Here is a 17,645-nt window from a genome sequence, read left to right as displayed (position 1 = left end):
GGACGCACACGCATGGAGCCGGTGGGGGGTGGCGGTCCGTTCGGCCGCGGGATGCGTGGGCCGTTGGCCGGGGCCGGTCGCGGTCCCGCCCGTACGGCCGGCTGCCGTGCGGGCGGATCCCGTGGGGGCTGGGGCGGGGGACATCCGCCGGATTCGGAGTGCCGGCGGTAGCGCCGGTGTCACGGAGTCCACCGCTCTCACCGGCCCACCGCTACTACCGGCTCACCGCTGTCAGAAGGTGAGCTTCCAGCTGTCGATGTAGCCGGTGTCCTGGGCGGCCACGTCCTGGACCCGGAGCTTCCAGGCACCGTTCGCCGCCTCGGCGGAGGCGTTCACCGTGAAGGTGGTGATGACATTGTCGGCCGAGTCATTGGTGCTGGAGTTCTTCAGCCGGTAGGCGGTCCCGTCCGGGGCCAGCAGATCGATCACCACATCACCGCGCCAGGTGTGCTTGACGTCCACTCCGACGGCGAGCGCGGCGGGGGCGTTGCCGGTCCGGCCCGCGACGGTCACCGTGGAGGTCACGGCGGCGCCGTTGTCCGGGATGGCCACGTCGGCGAGGTTCTCGTACACATCACCGGGCGGCACGACCGGGCCGGTCGCCAGTGTCCAGATGGAGTGGGCGATGGCGTCGCTGTTGCGGTCCAGCGCGGTGTCGTTGATGTTCGCCGTGGTGTCGCACGACGAGTGGTAGCAGCGGTCGAATGCCTGACCGGAGGTGCCGCCCCACTTCTGGGCCTGTGCCGCGGTCTTCACCCGGCCCGCGCCGGTGAAGAGCCCGCCGACCTTGATTCCCACATTCTTGAAGGACGCGTGGTCGGAGCGGCCGTCGCCCTCGGTCTCGATCTCGGTGGGGACGCCGAGGCCGGTGAAGTAGTTCTTGAGCACGCTCTCCAGTTGCGGATCGTCGTCGTAGACGAAGTAGCCGGGGTTGGGCGAGCCGATCATGTCGAAGTTCAGATATCCCGAGATCTTCGAACGCTCGGCGGCGGGAAGCTGGGTGACGTAGTGGCGCGAGCCGATCAGGCCGAGCTCCTCCGCGCCCCACCAGGCGAATCGCAGATGCTTGGCCGGCTGGAGCTGGGCGCGGGAGACGGCGAGCGCGGTCTCCAGGACACCGGCGGAGCCCGAGCCGTTGTCATTGATCCCGGCGCCCGAGGCGACCGAGTCGAGATGGGCGCCCGCCATCAGCACCTGGTTCGGGTCACCGCCCGGCCAGTCGGCGATCAGGTTGTAGCCGACGGCGCCGCTGGTGGTGAACTGCTGGACCGTGGTGGTGAATCCGGCCGCGTCCAGCTTGGCCTTCACATAGTCGATGGAGGCGCGGTAGCCGGGGCGGCCGTGGGCGCGGTTGCCGCCGTTGGCGGTGGCGATCGACTGGAACTGCGTCAGATGGGCTTTGACATTGGCCAGCGGTATGTCAGGGGCGGCGAGTGCCTGTGCGGTGCTGGTCGCCGTCTTGGCCGGGGTGCCGGCGGGTGCCGCCGTGGCCGCACCCGCCGCCGGTATCGCGGTGGCGAGCAGCCCGGCCAGGGCTATTCCGGCCGCCGCGGCCGTGCGTCTGGAGAAGGAGAGCTTCATCTGGGGGCTCCGGATTCCGTACGGGGACAGGACGGAACGTGCGGGACGCCCCGGAGTGGCGGTTTCCGGGGCGCTGGAGCAGTGGCGCTGATCGGCCGGCCGCCGGGTGGGGTGGGGCGGTGGCGTCCGGTGTCTCCGGCCCCGCTCCATGGCACGGGGTGTCGCGTGCGGGGCGTGCGGTGGTGGGGCGGGTGCACTGAGTGGCGTGTTGTGCGCCCTGAGAGTTCAGCGAGAGTTCGTCATACCGTCAAGGGCGGAAACCGGTCAGTTACGTTCGCATATAGGACTCGATCGGTCGGGAAATGACCGCCGAGCCCCAGAACGCGTCGAACTCACCGGTATTCCGCTTCCTTGGTGTGCGGCCCGCTCCGGCTCACTCCACGCAGTACTCATTTCCTTCCGGGTCGGCCATGGTCGTCCAGCTCCCCCCGTACTGGTTCTGCTCGTACAGGACCGTGGCCCCGAGCCCGGTCAGCCGCGCGACTTCGGCCTCGCGCCGCTCCGGCCCCGCATGCACATCGATGTGGAGCCGGTTCTTCACCGTCTTGGCCTCCGGCACCCGCTGGAACAGCAGCCGGCGGCCCGTACCGACGCCCGTCTCCTCGTTGAACGGATCGTCCGGATGCCGGACGGCGGCGAATTCCCGCCAAGCGTCCCGGCCGTGCGCCCGGATGGTCGAGCCCTCGGGCAACTGCCCGTGCTCCCGGAGCCGTTCGATGAGCGCGCTGTGGTCCTCCACCTCGTACCCGAGGGCTTCGGCCCAGAAGTCGGCCTGGGCGACGGGGTCGGCGGCGTCGATGGTGAGTTTCCAGTGCAGGGTCATGTGATCAGTTATAGGGGCGACCACTGACACCCGGATGCGTGTGCGAGTCGTGTCGTCATTTCGCCATTCAGTGCGATTTGTGAGGGTCCATCCCGTGTTCCGCCGGTCTCACGGTTCTGACGGGACGGTAGCTCGATGGGGTGATCGACTCCCGCTCGGCACACGTCACGTCGTCGGCGCGTGGAACGTGGTGGCATGGGAATCGGGGACCGGCATCAGAAGAAGGACATCGAGGCGGCGCTCAAGCGGGCGGAAGCGGCCGGCCTCAAGGTGACGCACGCGAAGAACAGGCACAACTGGGGTTTTGTGCTGTGCTGCCCTTGCAGCAAGCGCTATACCGTTCACTGCACCCCTCAGAACACAGGAGACGAGGCGAACAAGATCGATGCCTTCACTCGGAACCACCGCGACTGCGCGTAAGTGGCACTTCACCCTGCATCTGGCGGACGCGCTGACCGAGGAGCAGTCCGACACCCTGGCGGGACTCGACCGATTCAACGACGGTCGTATCGGCCTGATCGAGGGGCCGGAAACGGCAGAGTTCATGTGCTCCTTCGAGGCCGAGGCGCTGACCGATGCCGTCGCGGAAGCGCTCGGCTTCTTCGAGGAGTTCCCCGGTGTGCTGATCCGGAGTGTCGAGCTCGATCCACTCGCCCTGGAGCACAACGGGATGGCGACACCGGCCGTGGTTCCCGCGCCTCCACTGACATGAAAGAGCCCCGCCGCTCCGGAGGACGGTAAGCGGCGGGGACCGGGTCGTGCGGTTCTAGAGCTCAGCGGAACGGGCGAGTGCGACCAGCCCGGCGAAGGCCGTGGGGGAGAGCGCGAGGACCGGGCCGTCGCTGACCTTGCTGTCGCGGAGGGGGACTATGCCGAGCGTGCCGGCGAGGTTGGCCGCGACCTCGACGCACTGGCCGCCGTTGCTGCTGTGGGATGACTTGAACCAGCGGGGTTCGGTCACGGTGAGTTCCCTTTCAAGGCATCTTGGACCATGGCCACGGAAGCTGCCTGTGAGAGCGCTTCAGCCTGTAGTTGATGGTAGGCGGTGAGCAGGGGCTGTACGAAGTCGATGTCCCGTTCCAGGCGCCCCTGTTGCGCGGATTCGGAATACGCGACATGGGTCCTGTCGGGCAGTATCACCAGCGTCACCGGCAGATCGAACGCCCGTCGTTCGCCGAGATCGTAGGGTGCCACCTGGAACACGGTGTTCGGCAGTTCGGCGAACGCGGCGAGCTGATCCAGTTGGGCGGCCATGACTCCGGCCCCGCCCACCCGTCGCCGGATGCAGCTCTCGTCGAGCACGGCGTAGATCAGCGGTGTGGGAGTCCGGGCTATGGCCGCCTGTCGATCCGCGAGGAGAGCCAGCCGTTCCTCTGCCTGCTGTTCCGTGATCGCTCCCCGGCGCACGGCGCCCATCGTGATCGCGGCGGCGTAGCCGGCGGTTTGCAGCAATCCCGGAATGATGCCCAGCTCGAAGAGTCTGATCTCCGCCGCGCGCATCTCGTGTCCGACGAACTCCGGAAACCCCTCCAGCAGGGCCGCGTTTCGCACGGACCGGCACATGCGCTCGAACTTCTCACCGGTCCCGAATGCCTTGTCGACTCTGTTCGCGAAGCGAAGAGTCGGGGGCTTACGATCGGTTTCGACGGCAGAAATATGCGTTCCGGAGTACCCGGTGTGTTCCGCCAAATCATCCTGGGTCCAGCCGCGTTCATCCCGAGTCCTGCGAAGATGCTCCCCGAACGCTGCCGACGCCGAAGACTGCGGGTCCAGTTCTTTCCGGTTCAACGCAAGCCCCTCAACTCTTCCTTCGCATAACACCAGTTGAAGACAGCTCGACTCTAAGCCACGCTGACTCCCCTTGGTAGCGGAAGCGCTACGGAGAGGAGTGTTCGATGTCCAGTGACCCCCGGACCGGGTGGGACCCCTCGCCCGCCCAGCACCCCGGCGTGCTCAACCCCGTTCGCCCCGGACGCGTGAGCGGGCCCCGGGAGAATGCCGCACCGGCACACGAGACCGTGGGGGCGGCATGAAGGGCGATCTCAGGATTGGCGCGGTGGCGTACGACACCGGTGTTCAGCGCGTCGGTGTCGTCATGGACGCGTACGAGTCGACGTACTGGCTGCGGCCCCTCCACGGCGGGTGTGAGTGGGAGGCGCCCAAGGAAGACGTCCGGCCGGCCACCGTCACCGATCAGCTCTCGGCCGAGCTCGCCGAGGTCAACGCCGAGAGCCGGCAGCGGGCCGGGGTCCCCTGGGGGTGACCCGCCTTCATCGGCAGCACGGATTCCGTCACCGGTCGGGGACATCCCGAGGGCCGGTAACCATCACGGCCGGCCGGCCGGTGACGGATCGCCCGGCCCCGCGGCGGCGGCAGAGCGCGGGGCCGGGCGGCCCGGATCGGTGGCCCGGTCTCGCGGGTCAGGCGTCCGGGGCCGTGCGGGTGTCGTACTCCGCGCGTGCCGCCGCGATCTCGCTCTGGTGTTCCTCGGTCCAGGTGACCAGGGCCCGGATGGTGTGGTGCAGGGTGCAGCCGAGCGGGGTGAGCGCGTACTCCACCCGGGGCGGGACGACCGGGTGGACGGTGCGGCTCACCAGCCCGTCCCGCTCAAGCTGCCGCAGGGTCACGGTCAGCATGCGCTGGCTGATGCCGTCGATCTCCCGCCGCAGCTCCGTGAAGCGCAGTACCCGGCTGTCGAGCAGCGCGATCACCAGCAGCGACCACTTGTCGCCGACCCGGTCGAGGATCTGCCGGACCTCGCAGTCGCTCCGGGTGTCCCACTGGAAGGGGTCCGGATCCCCGCTGTCGTCGAAGTCGGTCACCGCGCAGTGCCTCGGTGACTTCAAAGTGCCTTCTTCCATGAACCGGCATGCTGCCGGAGGATCGAAGCGGTTACAAGAAGGAACTGGCCACCCTCTCGGTAACCGCCATCCCCGATCCCTGCTCTCAGCGGAGCCCCGCCCATGTCCTCAGCCCTGCCCCCGGCCCCGAATCCGCCCGCCCCCGCCGCTTCCGGCACCGGGGCGATGTCCCGGCGCGCCTGGGCCCTGCTTCTCGTTCTCTGCGGTGCGATCTTCCTGGAGGGCATCGACATCGCGATGCTCGCCGTGGCCATCCCCGCCATCCGGGCCGACCTCGCGCTGACCACCGGCGCGGCGGCCTGGGTGGTCAGCGGTTACGTCCTCGGATACGCCGGTTTCACCCTGCTCGGCGGCCGTGCGGCCGATCTCCTCGGCCGGCGCCGGATGTTCCTCTTCTGGCTCGGCGCCTTCCTCGCCTTCTCCGCTCTCGGCGGCTTCGCCACCGAGGGGTGGATGCTGATCGTCAGCCGCTTTGTCACCGGGCTGGCCGCCGCGTTCATGACCCCCGCCTCCATGTCGATCATCACCACCTCGTTCGCGGAGGGTCCGCAGCGCAACAGGGCACTGCTGATCTTCGCCGGGACGGGGGCCGGCGGGTTCTCGCTCGGGCTGGTCATCGGCGGGGTGCTCACCCAGTTCGGCTGGCGCTGGGTCTTCTTCGCCCCGGTACTGCTCGCCGGGGCGATCCTGGCCGCCGCGATCCGGCTGCTCCCGGCCGGGGAGCCGGCGCCCGTGCGCCGGGGCGGCTTCGATCTCCCCGGCGCGATCACGGCGGCGGGGGCGATGCTGCTTCTCGCGTACGGGATCATCCGCCTCGAACACGGTCTCCACCGCTGGGACATCACCCTCGCGGCGGTCCTCGCCGGCGCGCTCCTGGTCTGCCTCTTCACCGTGATCGAGCGCCGTTCCGCCACGCCGCTGGTCCGGCTCGGCATTCTGCGCCGCGCCTCCATGGTCCGGGCCGATCTCGGGGCACTGCTCTTCCTGGGGTCCTTCATGGGCTTTCAGTTCATGATCACGCTGTATCTCCAGGAACTGCGCGGCTGGTCCTCGCTGGAGACCTCGTTCGCCCTGCTGCTGATGGGCGCCGATGTGATTCTCGCGCCCACGCTCACACCCCTCCTGGTGAACCGCTTCGGCTATCGGAGAGTGATCCTCGGCGGCTTCGCGCTGGCCGCCCTCGGCTATGCGCTCTTCCTGCCGGTGGGGCCGGACTGGACCTACGCGGCGATGGTGCCGACCCTCGCGCTGACCGGGATCGCCTTCGCCCTGGCGTACGGACCGCTGACCATCGCGGCGACCGACGGGGTCGCGGCGGAGGAACAGGGCCTGGCGGGCGGTCTGCTCCAGACGGCCACACAGTTCGGCGCGGCGGTGGGCATCGCCGCCGTCACGGCGGTGCACGGCCTGGCCGGAACAGGAATGGACGCCTTCCGGGCGGCGCTGGTGGTGCCCGTGGTGATGGCGCTGCTGGGGGTGGCGGTCTCCCTGCCGGGGGTACGCGGCGGGCAGCCGGGGCGGGTGGTGCGCACGGCCGAGCCGGGTGGCGCCCCGGCCGGGGCCGGCGCGCGCTGACCGGCCGGTCCGAGTGCGACCAAGCTCACGCCGGCGGGCGGCTCCGCCGCGCTTACCTTGGGACGATGGACATATCGCCCATGGAGGGACCGGGAGACGGACCGGCCGCCGGCTGCCCGCTGCCGGGTGTGGTGGTGACGTACATGTCCCGGCTCTCGGAGTTCTCCTTCGATCCCGGGCTGGTCGCCGCCGTCGACCAGCATGCGGCGGCGGTCCGGGACGCGCTGCTTCCGGAACCCCGGCGGGGCGAGCCCGGCCGGACGTCCCGGCACCGTGCGGCGGCGCGGGCGGCCGAGCCCGTACTCGCTCCCGTACCCCCACCCGTACGGCGGGAGGATCTGGCGGACTATGTCCTCGGCTTCACGGACTGGCTGGACGAGACGGGGTGGACCGAGCCGGTCGGGTACGACTTCGCCAGCCTGCGGCTGACCGCGGTCTGCTGGCTGATCCGCGAACACGATCTGCTGACCTGAGGACGCGCACACGGCACCGGGTGCGGGACCGTCGCCGTCCCGCACCCGGTGCCGTGTACGGCCTCACATCGGGTCGATGTGCTCCGGCCCGTCCGTGCCCGGCCGCCGCCGCGTCGGGTCCGCCGCCGTCCGCGCGCCCGGCGCCGGCTGCCCGGCCTGCGCGTCCGCCCGGCCGCGCTGATAGGTGCTGATGCTCTCCCGCGCCACCGCCGACTCCTCCTCCGCCCGGGACAGCCACCGCTCCCAGCGCTGGCGCATCGGGCCGATGAGCCCGCCGCCCGCGCCCACGATGATCACACCCGCGACCGTGGCGAGCACGGCGGTCAGCAGCGGTCCGGTGATCGCGGTCGCGATCCCCGCCTGTCCCAGCGCCGCGATCACACCGAGCGCGACGATGAACGCCCAGGCCGCGGTCGCCACGACCTTGCCGTACGAGACCCCGCCCAGCGCCCCGAGCACGATGTCCCGGACCGCGCGGGCGATGGCCATCGCCACCACGATGATCACCAGCGCCACGATGGCCTTGGGCAGCCAGGCCACCACCGCGTTGATCATGCTGCTGATCGGATTGGGCCCGAAGGCGCTGAAGGCCAGTTGAAGGACGATCAGCAGCAGACCGTAGTAGATGACCTTGGTGAGAATGCCGGTCGCGTCGTACTTGGAGTCCCGCAGCGCGTCGGCCGCCCCGCTCCGCTCGGCGAGCTTCTCCGAACCGATCCGGCGCAGCAGCCGGTCCACCACCTTGGCTATCAGCTTCGCGATGAACCAGCCGATGATCAGGATGGCCAGACAGGCGATGAGCCTCGGGATGAACCGGGCCACCGCGGACCACGCGTCAGTGAGGCCCTGACCGAAGTCCACTGAGAGGGCGAGGGGCTGTGACATGACGCATTCACTCCGTCCGCTGACGGTCCCCGCTGACCGGGGCCTGGACTTCGGTCGTAACACCGGTCAGGGGGGCGGGGCCTGCGCCCGGCCCGTGGGCTGGGCCGATGGAGTGGTAAATCGGGCGAATGCCGCACCGGGCGGGAGTGTCGCGGCGGCCCGGCGGTGTGCGTGCGGCAGAGCGGTCCGCGTACGCCGTCCCGCGGACCGGCTCCCTCCGGCGGGCAGCCGAAGTGGGCGGCCGGAGCCGGCGCTTCACTGCTTCGGGGGTATGTCCAGGGCCGGCGCGCCCTGACGGGCCACCGCCACCCGGTCCGGCGCCTCCGCCGTCTCCGCCGCCGGGGGCGGGACGGCCGCCGGGGCGTCGGGGACGAGCTTGAGGGCGGCCAGGGCCCGCGCTCTCGTCCGGCGGGCCGTCCGCAGCGCGTCCCAGGTCAGGCAGATCAGCGCCAGCCAGACCAGGGAGAAGCCCGCCCAGCGTTCGGCGGGCATCTCCTCCTTGAAATAGAGCACCCCCAGCAGGAACTGGAACATGGGGGCCAGATACTGGAGCAGCCCGAGCGTGGAGAGCGGCACCCGTATCGCGGCGGCCCCGAAGGCGACCAGCGGTATGGCCGTCACCAGACCGGTCGCGGCGAGCAGCGCGGCATGCCCGAACCCTTCCGTGCCGAAGGTGATGTTCCCCCGGGAGCCCTGCCAGAGCAGAAAGCCGAGCGCCGGAAGGAAGAGGACGGCCGTTTCGGCCGCCAGCGACTCCAGGCCGCCGATGTTCACCTTCTTCTTCGCCAGGCCGTAGACCGCGAACGAGAAGGCCAGGGCGAGTGAGATCCAGGGAGGCTGCCCGTATCCGATGGTCAGCACCAGCACCGCGACGGCGCCCGTCGCCACGGCCGCCCACTGGGCGGGCCGCAGCCGTTCCTTGAGCAGCAGGACGCCGATCGCGATGGTGACCAGCGGGTTGATGAAGTAGCCGAGGGACGCCTCGACCACCCGGCCGGTGTTCACGGCCCAGATGTAGATGCCCCAGTTGACGGAGATCACCACGGCGGCGGCGGTGATCAGCGCCAGCTTCCGGGGGTCGCGCAGCAGCTTGCCCAGCCACGCCCAGCGGCGCAGCGCGAGCAGGGCGATGCCGACGACGGCGAGCGACCAGACCATGCGGTGAGCCAGGATCTCCACCGCGCCCGAGGGCTTCAGCAGCGGCCAGAAGAGCGGGACGAGTCCCCACAGACCGTAGGCGGCGACCCCGTACAGCAGTCCTGCCCGCTGTTCGCCGTCGTTCGACTTCACTGAAACCTCCCGGCCCGAGCGCTCATCCGTCGAACGAAGGTACGCGCACCCGGGGCGGGCTGTCATGCCCGTATCGGCATACGGTCATGACCGGTCGGACGGTCGGCCGCTCCGGGGTCCCGCACCGGCCGGCGCGCGGTACGGGACCGCGCCCGCGGCACCGCGCGGTCCGGGGTCCCGCACCGGGTCAGAGCGTGATGAGGCACGAATCCCGCCCCGGGTCGGCGCATGGCGGGGCCGGGGTCCCGGCCCGGGTCAGTGGGTGGCCAAGCCGGGGTCCCGCGCCGGGTCAGTGGGTGGCGAGGGCCGTCCGGACCGTCTCCGCCAGCGGGGTCGGCGCCCGCCCGATCAGCCCGGCCAGATCGCCGGTGGTGTGGGCCATGGCCCCTTGGGCGACCTTCGCGTCCAGATCGACGAAGATCTCGGCCATCGGCTGCGGCATCCCCGCTCCGGTCAGCACGTCGAGATGCGCCTCGGCGGGCACGTTCCGGTAGCTGATGGTCCGGCCGGACTGCCGGGAGAGCTCCGCCGCGTACTCCTCGTACGACCAGGCCACCTCCCCGGTCAGGTCGTACGCCCGGCCGAGATGGCCGTCCCCGGTCAGTACGGCGGCGGCCGCGGCGGCGTAGTCGGCGCGGGAGGCGGAGGAGATCCGGCCCGCGCCGGCGCTCGCGATCACGGCGTCGTGCGCCAGTACGGCGGCGAGCCGGTCGGTGTTGTTCTCGGTGTACCAGCCGTTGCGGAGGATGGTGTACGGGACTCCGGATCCGGTCAGCACCCGCTCGGTGACCCGGTACTCCTCGGCCAGCCGGAACTCCGCGTCCGGCGCGCGGTGGAAGCTGGTGAAGGCCAGCTGGGCGACGCCGGCCGTCTTCGCGGCCTCGATGACGGCGGTGTGCTGGGCCACCCGCCGGCCCAGCTCATTGCCCGAGATCAGCAGGACCCGGTCGCCGGGGCGGAAGGCGCCGGCCAGCGCCTCCGGGTCGCCGTAGTCGGCGATCCGCAGCTCGATGCCGCGGGCGGCGAGGTCCGCGGCCCGCTCCCGGTCGCGGACGACCGCCGCGATCCGGTCGGCGGGCAGCCGGGTCAGCAGCTCCTCGATGACGAGCCGCCCGAGGGCTCCGGTGGCCGCGGTGACGACAACGCTCATGGCTTTTCTCCGCTTCGGTAGGGGTGTGCGCACCAGCCTAGGGAGAGCGCTTACTGAGGGAAAGTACCCACTTTGACGTAAGGTACTGGTGTTGGGGTAAGTGCCCATGAATTCTTCGGAGACGCGGCCGGCGGGAGGCACCATCAACGGGATAACCGGCGACGACCACCGGAGCGCTGCCGTGACAGGGGTCGCGCCCTTCCGCCCGAAGGCCGATGTCAATGAGGCCGGGTGCGCCTCGCGCGCGGTGCTGGAGCATGTGACCAGCCGATGGGGTGTGCTGGTGCTCGCCGCCCTGCTGGAGCGCTCGTACCGCTTCAGCGAACTGCGCCGGGCCATCGGCGGGGTCAGCGAGAAGATGCTCGCCCAGACACTCCGGACGCTGGAACGCGACGGCCTCGTCCACCGCGACGCCAAGCCGGTGATCCCGCCGCGTGTCGACTACACCCTCACTCCACTGGGCCGGGAGGCCGCCGAACAGGTGTGGGCGCTGGCCCGGTGGGCGGAGGGGCGGCTGCCCGCCGTGGAGCTCGCGCGCGAGGAGTACGACGAGTCACGGCGGACATTCGTCCCGTAGTGGTGGTGATCAATCACCTTGAAGCCAGGGCTGATTGTCGGTGGCGGGTCGTACGATCGGGGCAACACTGGGGGAACGTGTGGCGGGGGAACCATGGCGTACGGAAGGGTGTCGCGCGCTGTCTGTGGCGTGCTGGCCGGCGGCCTGTTGCTGATCGGCTGCTCCGGCTCGAAGGCGGATGATCCGCCCGGACGGCCGGGTCCTGCGGGTACGGGCTCCGCGCCGCCGGGCGTGGGGAGTCCGGGGGCCGGACCGGCGGCGCTGTCGGAGTCACCGCCCCGGCTCGATTTCGATCCCGACCCCGCCCGCGCGCCGAAGGACCCGGCGGCGGCCCGGGAGCTGGCCGAGGCCGTCGTCGCCGGGCCCGACCTGTGGGGCCCCGGCTTTGTGCGGCGGACCCCGTTCCTGAGCCCGCCGGGGTACTGGCCGGTGCTGGACGAGACGTGTGCGTGGCAGGGCGGCACCCCGCCGTCCGATGTGCTGTACAGCCTCACCGCCCACAGCGAACTGCCCGCCGCCGGGGGCAAGGGCCCGCTCCGGGTGGCCGCCACCGTCACCGTCCACCGCGAAGTGGCGGACGCCGAGTGGGAGATGGCCGACACGCTGGAGGAGGCGCTGCGCTGCCCCGGTCAGAAGCTGCGCGACGGGGAGCGGATCAGGGGGCTCATGTCGATCGGGTACGGCTTCGGCACCGGGGGCAATCTCGTCGCCGAGGACGCGATAGGCGAGGTCGGGGAGTTCGTGAGCGACGCCTTCGGCGGCAAGCCCTATGAGTACGGCTGGTTCCAGTCCCGGCTGGGGCAGGTCACCGTGGCGGCCGTCACCAAGGGGGCCGAGGGCCATGCCGCCAAGGAGATCCACACCGCCAGGGTGGAAGCGATGACCAGGATGATGAACCGCCTGGAGAAGCGGCTGGAGGGTGCGGAATGAGCGCCGAGCGGCCGGCGGGGACGCCGGAGGACGGGCCGGGTTCTGCGGGGTCCGCCGAATCCACCGGGCCGGGGGAGTCCGGGCCCGCGTTTTCCGCCGAGCCGGCGGGGATGCCGGAGGGGCCGGGAGTCCGGGTCCCGGGCGGGCCGGGTCCCACCGGACCTGCCGGATCAGGCGCGTCGGGGGAGCCGGGGCCGGCGGATGCCGTGCGCCCGGCCGGGGTCCGGGGGAGTGCGGACGGCCCCGGGGTGTCGTCCGGGCCGCCCTCGCCGCCGGGTGGTACGGGGGAGGGCGGGACCGCCGGACCGCCCGGCGCCGGACCGCCGCCGGCCGGCGGGTCCGGTACGGGGGCCGAGTCCGGGCCGGGTGCCGATGGTGAATCCGCCGAAGCGGCCGTGCCGCCGGGGGAGTCCGGGCCGCCGGTGCCGGTGGCGTTCCCGGGGTCGGGCGCTGCGGACCGGCCGCCGGGGGAGTTCGGGCCGCCGCTCGGGTCCTTCGGGCCGCCCCGTGTTCCCGCCGGCCCGCCGGGGCCCCTGCCGGGTGCCGCCGGATCCGTACCCGGGCCCGTACCGCCCGGATCCGTAACCCCGCCGTACGGACCCGGATCCGGACCCGCGCCCGCGCCCGTACCGCCCGGATCAGTACCGCCGCCCGGCGGAGCCGGATCCGTACCGCCACCGCCCGGCGGCGCTCACGCGGGGCCGGTGCCCGAGCGCGGGCCCGATCCCGCCGGGTCGGTGCAGCGGCTGCTGCCCTCCGATCCCTCCGCCATCGCCGGATACCGGCTGCTCGGCAGGCTCGGCGCGGGCGGGATGGGGGTGGTCTATCTCGGCCGGACCGAGGCCGGTGAGCTGGCCGCCGTCAAGGTGACCCTCTCCGGTCAGGCCGACGACCCCGACTTCCGGGCCCGCTTCCGCCGTGAGGTGGAGGCCGCCCGGCGGGTCTCCAGCCCCTGGGCGGTGCCGGTCACCGGAGCCGATCCGGAGGCACCCGAGCCCTGGATGGCCACCGCCTTCGTGCCCGGCCCCTCCATCGCCGAGGCGGTCGCCGCGCACGGCCCGCTGCCGGTCCGCAGCGTACGGATCCTGGGGGTGGCCATCGCCCGCGCCCTGGCCGCCGTCCATGCCGCCGGCCTCGTCCACCGGGATGTGAAGCCCGGCAATGTGCTGCTCGCCGTCGACGGGCCCCGGCTGATCGACTTCGGAATCGCCCGGACCACCGGCGAATCCGCCCTCACCTCCACCGACATGGTCGTCGGCACTCCCGGCTTCCTCGCCCCCGAACAGGCCGAGGCGCGCGGGGCCGAGATCGGGCCGCCCAGCGATGTCTTCGCCCTGGGATGCCTGCTGGCGTACACCGTCACCGGACGGCTGCCCTTCGGCCGGGGCGCCGTGGACGCCCTGCTCTACCGCACCGTTCACGACGCCCCCGACCTGCGCGGCATCGAGGGCGACATGGCCGCGCTGCTGGCCGGCTGCCTCGCCAAGGACCCGGCCGCCCGGCCCACCGCCGATCAGGTCGCCGAGCGGCTCGCCGAGGACGAACCGCGCGGCGCCGACTGGCTGCCGCCCGAGGTCGTCCGCACCATCGCCGAGCGCTCCGCCCGGATGCTGGCCCTCCCCGACATCGACCTCACCCGGGGCGGGAAGCCGGGGCCCGCCGCCACCGGCGCCGGCCGACGGCGGGTCCTTCTGCTCTCCGGCGCGGCGGTGCTCGCGGCGGCCGGCGGCGGAGCCGCTCTGTGGGCCGGACTGAGCGGCAGCGGCGGCTCCGCCGGATCACCCCGCAAGCGCGACTGGGTCATTGGCGTCCAGGCCGATCTCACCGGCCCGCAGAAGCGCGTCGGAGCCGAGCAGGAGCGCGGGGCCCGGCTCGCCGTCGACGCCTTCAACGCCCGCGCGGACCGGCCCTTCTCCTTCGCACTGCGCACCGCCGACGACCGGGGCGACACCATCCGGGCGACCGCCGTCGCCCGGGAGATGGCCGAGGACCGCGACATCACCGCCGTGCTCGGCTCCACCGGCGACTACACCACCCAGGCCGTCCGCCCCCTCTACGAAGAGGCGCTGCTGCCGCTGATATCGGTCTCCGCCGGGCTCAATCTGCTGACCGCCGCCGACAACCGCGCCTTCAACCGCACCATCTCCTCCCACCCCGAGATCGCCTCCCAGCTCGCCTACTCGCTCCAGCGCTTCTACAGCCTCCGGCTGAAGCGGCGGAAGGCCCGCCCCGGACTCATCCAGGACCGCACGGACGACGAGTACTCCTGGCAGTACACGGTGAGGTTCAACCAGCTCATGCAGACCGTCTACGGGCACCACACCCTCCCCCGGGTGGTCCCCGCCTCCGTCGAGGACTACGGACCGGTCGTCGACTCGATCCTCGACGCCCGCGCCGATGCCTTCCTCCACAGCGGCGGCCCCCGCACCACCGCGAAGGTCGCGAAGCTCCTCAGGGAGCGGAAGTTCGACGGGCCGATGCTCGCCGGGGGCCACGCGCTCGACCCGGAGTTCCTGAAGGAGGCGGGCGAGGCCGCCGAGGGCTGGACGATCGGCGCCCCGGTGGGGGATCCCACCGCGCTCGCCACGGCCAGGCCGTTCGCCGCCGCGTACCGCAAGAAGTACGGCACCGCGCCCGGTTACTACGCGGGTGAGGCGTTCGACGCCGTCAACATGATGATCGAAGAGGTGGTCGGTGCCGCCGGCGGCGGCAAGCGGCCCAGCCGCGAGACCCTCGCCGGCGCCCTGCGGGACAAGACCTATGACGGCGTCATGGGCTACTACCGCTTCGACCCGAAGGCCGGCGGGCTCACCGGCCTCCGTACCCATCTCCACGGCGTCAAGCAGGGGCGCTTCACCTACATCGGTACCGCGCCGACCGAAGATCCCGGCCGCTGGAAGGGGTGATCCATGGACCCGCTGAAGACCGGGGATCCGTCCGCTGTCGCCGGATTCCGGCTGCTCGGCAGGCTGGGCGCGGGCGGGATGGGCGTGGTCTATCTCGCCCGTACCGGCGGCGGGGCGCCGGCCGCGCTCAAGGTGATCCGCGCCGAGCACGCCGCCGATCCGGGCTTCCGGGCCCGGTTCCGGCGTGAGACGGAGATCGCCCGGCGGGTCACCGGCCACTGGGTGGTACGCGTGGTGGACGCCGACCCGGAGGCCCGTGAGCCCTGGCTGGCGACCGAGTTCATCCCCGGCCCCTCCCTCTCGGAGGCCGTGGCGGCTCATGGCGCCCTGCCCGAGCACACGGTCCGGATCCTGGGCGCCCGGCTCGCCGAAGCGCTCGACGGGGCGCACCGGGAGGGTCTGGTCCACCGGGATGTGAAGCCCGGCAATGTCCTGCTCGCCCTGGACGGGCCCCGGCTGATCGACTTCGGTATCGCTCGCACGGCCGGTGCCACCGCGCTCACCGCGACCGGTGCCGTGATCGGTTCGCCGGGCTATCTCTCCCCGGAGCAGGCGCGGGCCGGCGGGGCGGCGGCGGTCGGCCCCGCGAGTGACATCTTCTCCCTCGGCTGTGTGCTGGCCCACGCGGCCACCGGGCGGCGGCCCTTCGGCGTGGGCACCGTGCCGGCGATCCTCTTCCGCACCGTCCACGAGGAGCCCGATCTCGACGGTGTCCCGCCCGCCCTGCTGGGGCTGGTGCGCTCCTGTCTGGACAAGGACCCGGCGGCCCGCCCCACCGCCGTGGCGATACGCGCCGCTCTGGGCGGCCCCGCCGGTGCGGACACGAGCACGGGCACGGACGTCGGCACCGACTGGCTTCCGGCCGGGCTGCCCGGTCTGATCGCCGAGCGCTCCGCCCGCGTCCTGGATCTGCCGGTCCCCGAGCCCACCCTGCTGGTGAGCCCGGCGCCCGCCGGCGCGGCGGCCTCCCGGCGGCGCTTCCTCGCCCTCGGTTCGGCCGCCGCCGTGGTCGCCGCCGGCTCCGTCACAACCTGGCTGATCCGCCGTGAGCCGGACGGATCGGGCACCACGGCGACCCGGGGCGGGCCCCTCCCGGTCCACACGATCGGGATCCAGACCGATCTCAGCGGCCCGCGCGGGGCGGACGGGCGGGCACAGGAGCGCGGGGCCAGGCTCGCGGTCGAGTCCTTCAACGCCCGCGCCGGCCGCCCCTTCGACCTCCGGCTGAAGGTGCTGGACGATGCCGGGGACCGCGCGAGGGCCCGGCTCGCCGCGACCGCGCACGTATCCGCCGCGCCGGTCGTCGCGGTGCTCGGCCCGGTGACCGGCGACACCGTTCGCGAGGTGGCCGCGATATATCTGAAGGCGGGGCTGCCCCTGGTGTCGGTCTCCGCCGACGCGGGCATGGCGATGCCGGGCGCGGCCCGCCGCGCCTATTACGAGCTCCGGCCCGCCGACCGGGTGCTGCTCACCTGTGTCACCGCCTATCTCGCCGGCCGGCGAGTCAGAGGGGTCACCGTGGTCGAGGATCTCGCGGGCGGCGATCTCTCCTGGAACATCGCCACATCGCTCCGGGAGGCACCCCCGGGCCTCGGCGAGATATCCCACCACCAGGTCCCCGCCGACAGTGAGGACTTCGCCTCGGCGGCCCGTACCGCCGTGACGAAAGGGTCCGGCGGTGTGGTCTACGCGGGGAGCAGCCCCGTCCGCGCCGCGCTGCTCGCCCGGGCCCTGGCCGGGCGGGGCCACACCGGTCCGTGCGGAGCCCCCGAGCCCGTACTGCAACCGGAGTTCCTGGCCCGGGCCGGGAAGGCCGCCGAGGGATGGGTCTTCGGCACCTCGTACATCGACCCGGCGGAAGTGGCCTCCGCACGCCCCTTCCTGGCCGCCTACCGGAAGCGGTGGAAGACGGAGGAGGCCGGGCGGTACGCGGCGGAGGCGTATGACGCGGTCCACTTCATCGCGCGGGGGATGAGCGAGCCGGGGGAGAGGATCGGACGGGCCAGGCTGGCGCAGCGGCTGCGCACGGTGGAGTTCGAGGACGGGATCGTGAAGCCCGTCGTCTTCCGGGACAGCACCGAGCTGATCGACGAGAGCAGGGGCGGTATGTATGTCCACCGGGTGGAGGGGGGCCGTCCGCGCTTCCTCGGCTCGTACCGGGAGCTCTGACTCCGCCGCGCCGGAATCGGCCGGGGGCGCGACGGGTTCTCACGTACGGGGGCGCCCTCCGCTTTACGAGAGCGCCCCGGGTCCGGGCCCGGCCCTCCGGCCGCCCGCGCCGATCCCTCCGTACCCACACGGCACCGCACCGGGCCGCCGCGCGGTCATCCGACCGCGCGGGCCACTTGTCACGTGTGCCGTCAACTGCTCCGTGGCCGCCGGGTCCGGGCGGCCGGGGGCATCACTCCGTGACCGTCCAGGTGTCGTTGCCGGCGAGGAGGGTGGCGAGGTCTCCTGGGCCTTGTTGCTGGGTGGCGGTGTGGAGCTGGTCGTTCATGAGGGTGTCGTAGACGGGGCGTTGGATGTTGCGGATGACGCCGATGGGGGTGTGGTGGAGGGTGTCGTTGTCGGCGAGGCGGGTGAGGGCGAAGTGG

General features: G+C 72.2%; 17 protein-coding genes and 1 pseudogene. 9 read left to right on the top strand and 9 right to left on the bottom strand.

Annotated elements, in window-relative coordinates:
• Positions 1-231: 231 nt before the first annotated feature.
• Positions 232-1,581, bottom strand: coding sequence for a M28 family metallopeptidase (locus tag AAFN69_RS32150; RefSeq protein WP_347732430.1), 1,350 nt, complete (start codon positions 1,579-1,581; stop codon positions 232-234).
• Between the two features lie 373 nt (positions 1,582-1,954).
• Entirely contained in the window at positions 1,955-2,404 is a 450-nt protein-coding gene (locus tag AAFN69_RS32145) for a VOC family protein (protein WP_347732429.1), read from the bottom strand.
• A gap of 195 nt (positions 2,405-2,599) precedes the next feature.
• On the opposite strand from AAFN69_RS32145, the gene AAFN69_RS32140 reads away from it, so the two are divergent.
• Both AAFN69_RS32140 and AAFN69_RS32135 read left to right on the top strand, forming a co-directional pair.
• Positions 2,600-2,824, top strand: a complete 225-nt coding sequence (locus AAFN69_RS32140) for a hypothetical protein (RefSeq protein WP_347732428.1) — start codon at positions 2,600-2,602, stop codon at positions 2,822-2,824.
• A complete protein-coding gene (locus tag AAFN69_RS32135) occupies positions 2,790-3,116 on the top strand; it encodes a hypothetical protein (protein WP_347732427.1) in 327 nt (108 codons plus the stop codon). Before AAFN69_RS32140 ends, AAFN69_RS32135 begins: the two co-directional genes overlap by 35 nt.
• A 54-nt stretch (positions 3,117-3,170) precedes the next feature.
• Here the strand turns inward: AAFN69_RS32135 and AAFN69_RS32130 are convergent, their stop codons facing one another.
• Together AAFN69_RS32130 and AAFN69_RS32125 are read right to left on the bottom strand one after the other, a co-directional pair.
• The gene (locus AAFN69_RS32130) at positions 3,171-3,365 is read right to left on the bottom strand and encodes a DUF397 domain-containing protein (RefSeq protein ID WP_347732426.1); all 195 of its coding nucleotides are present in this window, start codon (positions 3,363-3,365) and stop codon (positions 3,171-3,173) included.
• The gene (locus AAFN69_RS32125) at positions 3,362-4,192 is read right to left on the bottom strand and encodes a Scr1 family TA system antitoxin-like transcriptional regulator (RefSeq protein WP_347732425.1); all 831 of its coding nucleotides are present in this window, start codon (positions 4,190-4,192) and stop codon (positions 3,362-3,364) included. The genes AAFN69_RS32130 and AAFN69_RS32125 overlap by 4 nt, the downstream gene beginning before the upstream one ends.
• A 241-nt stretch (positions 4,193-4,433) precedes the next feature.
• Between AAFN69_RS32125 and AAFN69_RS32120 the strand changes: the two genes are divergently transcribed.
• Positions 4,434-4,667, top strand: a complete 234-nt coding sequence (locus AAFN69_RS32120) for a hypothetical protein (RefSeq protein WP_347732424.1) — start codon at positions 4,434-4,436, stop codon at positions 4,665-4,667.
• Positions 4,668-4,824: 157 nt separating this feature from the next.
• Here the strand turns inward: AAFN69_RS32120 and AAFN69_RS32115 are convergent, their stop codons facing one another.
• Entirely contained in the window at positions 4,825-5,265 is a 441-nt protein-coding gene (locus tag AAFN69_RS32115) for a helix-turn-helix domain-containing protein (protein WP_347732423.1), read from the bottom strand.
• Between the two features lie 165 nt (positions 5,266-5,430).
• Between AAFN69_RS32115 and AAFN69_RS32110 the strand changes: the two genes are divergently transcribed.
• Together AAFN69_RS32110 and AAFN69_RS32105 are read left to right on the top strand one after the other, a co-directional pair.
• Complete coding sequence (locus tag AAFN69_RS32110) at positions 5,431-6,840, top strand: MFS transporter (RefSeq protein ID WP_347732522.1); 1,410 nt, start codon at positions 5,431-5,433, stop codon at positions 6,838-6,840.
• 65 nt (positions 6,841-6,905) lie between these two features.
• Positions 6,906-7,313: a DUF6401 family natural product biosynthesis protein gene (locus tag AAFN69_RS32105; RefSeq protein WP_347732422.1), complete on the top strand. Its 408-nt coding sequence runs from the start codon at positions 6,906-6,908 to the stop codon at positions 7,311-7,313.
• 63 nt (positions 7,314-7,376) lie between these two features.
• Here the strand turns inward: AAFN69_RS32105 and AAFN69_RS32100 are convergent, their stop codons facing one another.
• The 3 genes from AAFN69_RS32100 to AAFN69_RS32090 all read right to left on the bottom strand — a co-directional run bounded on the left by AAFN69_RS32100 (position 7,377) and on the right by AAFN69_RS32090 (position 10,638).
• Positions 7,377-8,198, bottom strand: a complete 822-nt coding sequence (locus tag AAFN69_RS32100) for a hypothetical protein (protein WP_347732421.1) — start codon at positions 8,196-8,198, stop codon at positions 7,377-7,379.
• Between the two features lie 255 nt (positions 8,199-8,453).
• On the bottom strand, positions 8,454-9,488 hold the full coding sequence (rarD, locus tag AAFN69_RS32095) for an EamA family transporter RarD (RefSeq protein WP_347732420.1): 1,035 nt from the start codon (positions 9,486-9,488) through the stop codon (positions 8,454-8,456).
• A 289-nt stretch (positions 9,489-9,777) separates the two neighbouring features.
• A complete protein-coding gene (locus AAFN69_RS32090; protein WP_347732419.1) occupies positions 9,778-10,638 on the bottom strand; it encodes an SDR family oxidoreductase in 861 nt (286 codons plus the stop codon).
• A gap of 181 nt (positions 10,639-10,819) precedes the next feature.
• On the opposite strand from AAFN69_RS32090, the gene AAFN69_RS32085 reads away from it, so the two are divergent.
• From AAFN69_RS32085 to AAFN69_RS32070, 4 genes are all read left to right on the top strand, one after another.
• Positions 10,820-11,215 (top strand): helix-turn-helix domain-containing protein, encoded by a 396-nt coding sequence (locus AAFN69_RS32085; RefSeq protein WP_347732418.1) that lies wholly within the window; start codon positions 10,820-10,822, stop codon positions 11,213-11,215.
• 93 nt (positions 11,216-11,308) lie between these two features.
• Positions 11,309-12,145: a hypothetical protein gene (locus AAFN69_RS32080; protein WP_347732417.1), complete on the top strand. Its 837-nt coding sequence runs from the start codon at positions 11,309-11,311 to the stop codon at positions 12,143-12,145.
• A 704-nt stretch (positions 12,146-12,849) separates the two neighbouring features.
• Positions 12,850-15,051, top strand: a complete 2,202-nt coding sequence (locus AAFN69_RS32075) for a bifunctional serine/threonine-protein kinase/ABC transporter substrate-binding protein (RefSeq protein ID WP_347732416.1) — start codon at positions 12,850-12,852, stop codon at positions 15,049-15,051.
• A 3-nt stretch (positions 15,052-15,054) separates the two neighbouring features.
• On the top strand, positions 15,055-17,220 hold the full coding sequence (locus tag AAFN69_RS32070) for a bifunctional serine/threonine-protein kinase/ABC transporter substrate-binding protein (protein WP_347732415.1): 2,166 nt from the start codon (positions 15,055-15,057) through the stop codon (positions 17,218-17,220).
• 232 nt (positions 17,221-17,452) lie between these two features.
• On the opposite strand, the pseudogene AAFN69_RS32065 reads toward AAFN69_RS32070, so the two are convergent.
• Positions 17,453-17,645: pseudogene (locus AAFN69_RS32065) on the bottom strand (2-oxoacid:ferredoxin oxidoreductase subunit beta); the annotation flags it as partial.

Origin of the sequence: Streptomyces sp. CAU 1734 (genome assembly GCF_039888735.1) — a bacterium.
GTDB lineage: Bacteria > Actinomycetota > Actinomycetes > Streptomycetales > Streptomycetaceae > Streptomyces.
Note: the sequence above shows the minus strand (reverse complement) of the source record. Positions and strands in the feature narration are given on the sequence as shown.

Bases quoted from the DNA above. Each gene is read 5' to 3' on its own strand.
- AAFN69_RS32100 (WP_347732421.1), bottom strand. From the start codon at position 8,198: ATGTCACAGCCCCTCGCCCTCTCAGTGGACTTCGGTCAGGGCCTCACT.
- AAFN69_RS32140 (WP_347732428.1), top strand. From the start codon at position 2,600: ATGGGAATCGGGGACCGGCATCAGAAGAAGGACATCGAGGCGGCGCTC.
- AAFN69_RS32070 (WP_347732415.1), top strand. From the start codon at position 15,055: ATGGACCCGCTGAAGACCGGGGATCCGTCCGCTGTCGCCGGATTCCGG.
- AAFN69_RS32120 (WP_347732424.1), top strand. From the start codon at position 4,434: ATGAAGGGCGATCTCAGGATTGGCGCGGTGGCGTACGACACCGGTGTT.
- AAFN69_RS32145 (WP_347732429.1), bottom strand. From the start codon at position 2,404: ATGACCCTGCACTGGAAACTCACCATCGACGCCGCCGACCCCGTCGCC.
- AAFN69_RS32150 (WP_347732430.1), bottom strand. From the start codon at position 1,581: ATGAAGCTCTCCTTCTCCAGACGCACGGCCGCGGCGGCCGGAATAGCC.
- AAFN69_RS32115 (WP_347732423.1), bottom strand. From the start codon at position 5,265: ATGGAAGAAGGCACTTTGAAGTCACCGAGGCACTGCGCGGTGACCGAC.
- AAFN69_RS32110 (WP_347732522.1), top strand. From the start codon at position 5,431: ATGTCCCGGCGCGCCTGGGCCCTGCTTCTCGTTCTCTGCGGTGCGATC.
- AAFN69_RS32105 (WP_347732422.1), top strand. From the start codon at position 6,906: ATGGACATATCGCCCATGGAGGGACCGGGAGACGGACCGGCCGCCGGC.
- AAFN69_RS32090 (WP_347732419.1), bottom strand. From the start codon at position 10,638: ATGAGCGTTGTCGTCACCGCGGCCACCGGAGCCCTCGGGCGGCTCGTC.
- AAFN69_RS32135 (WP_347732427.1), top strand. From the start codon at position 2,790: ATGCCTTCACTCGGAACCACCGCGACTGCGCGTAAGTGGCACTTCACC.
- AAFN69_RS32080 (WP_347732417.1), top strand. From the start codon at position 11,309: ATGGCGTACGGAAGGGTGTCGCGCGCTGTCTGTGGCGTGCTGGCCGGC.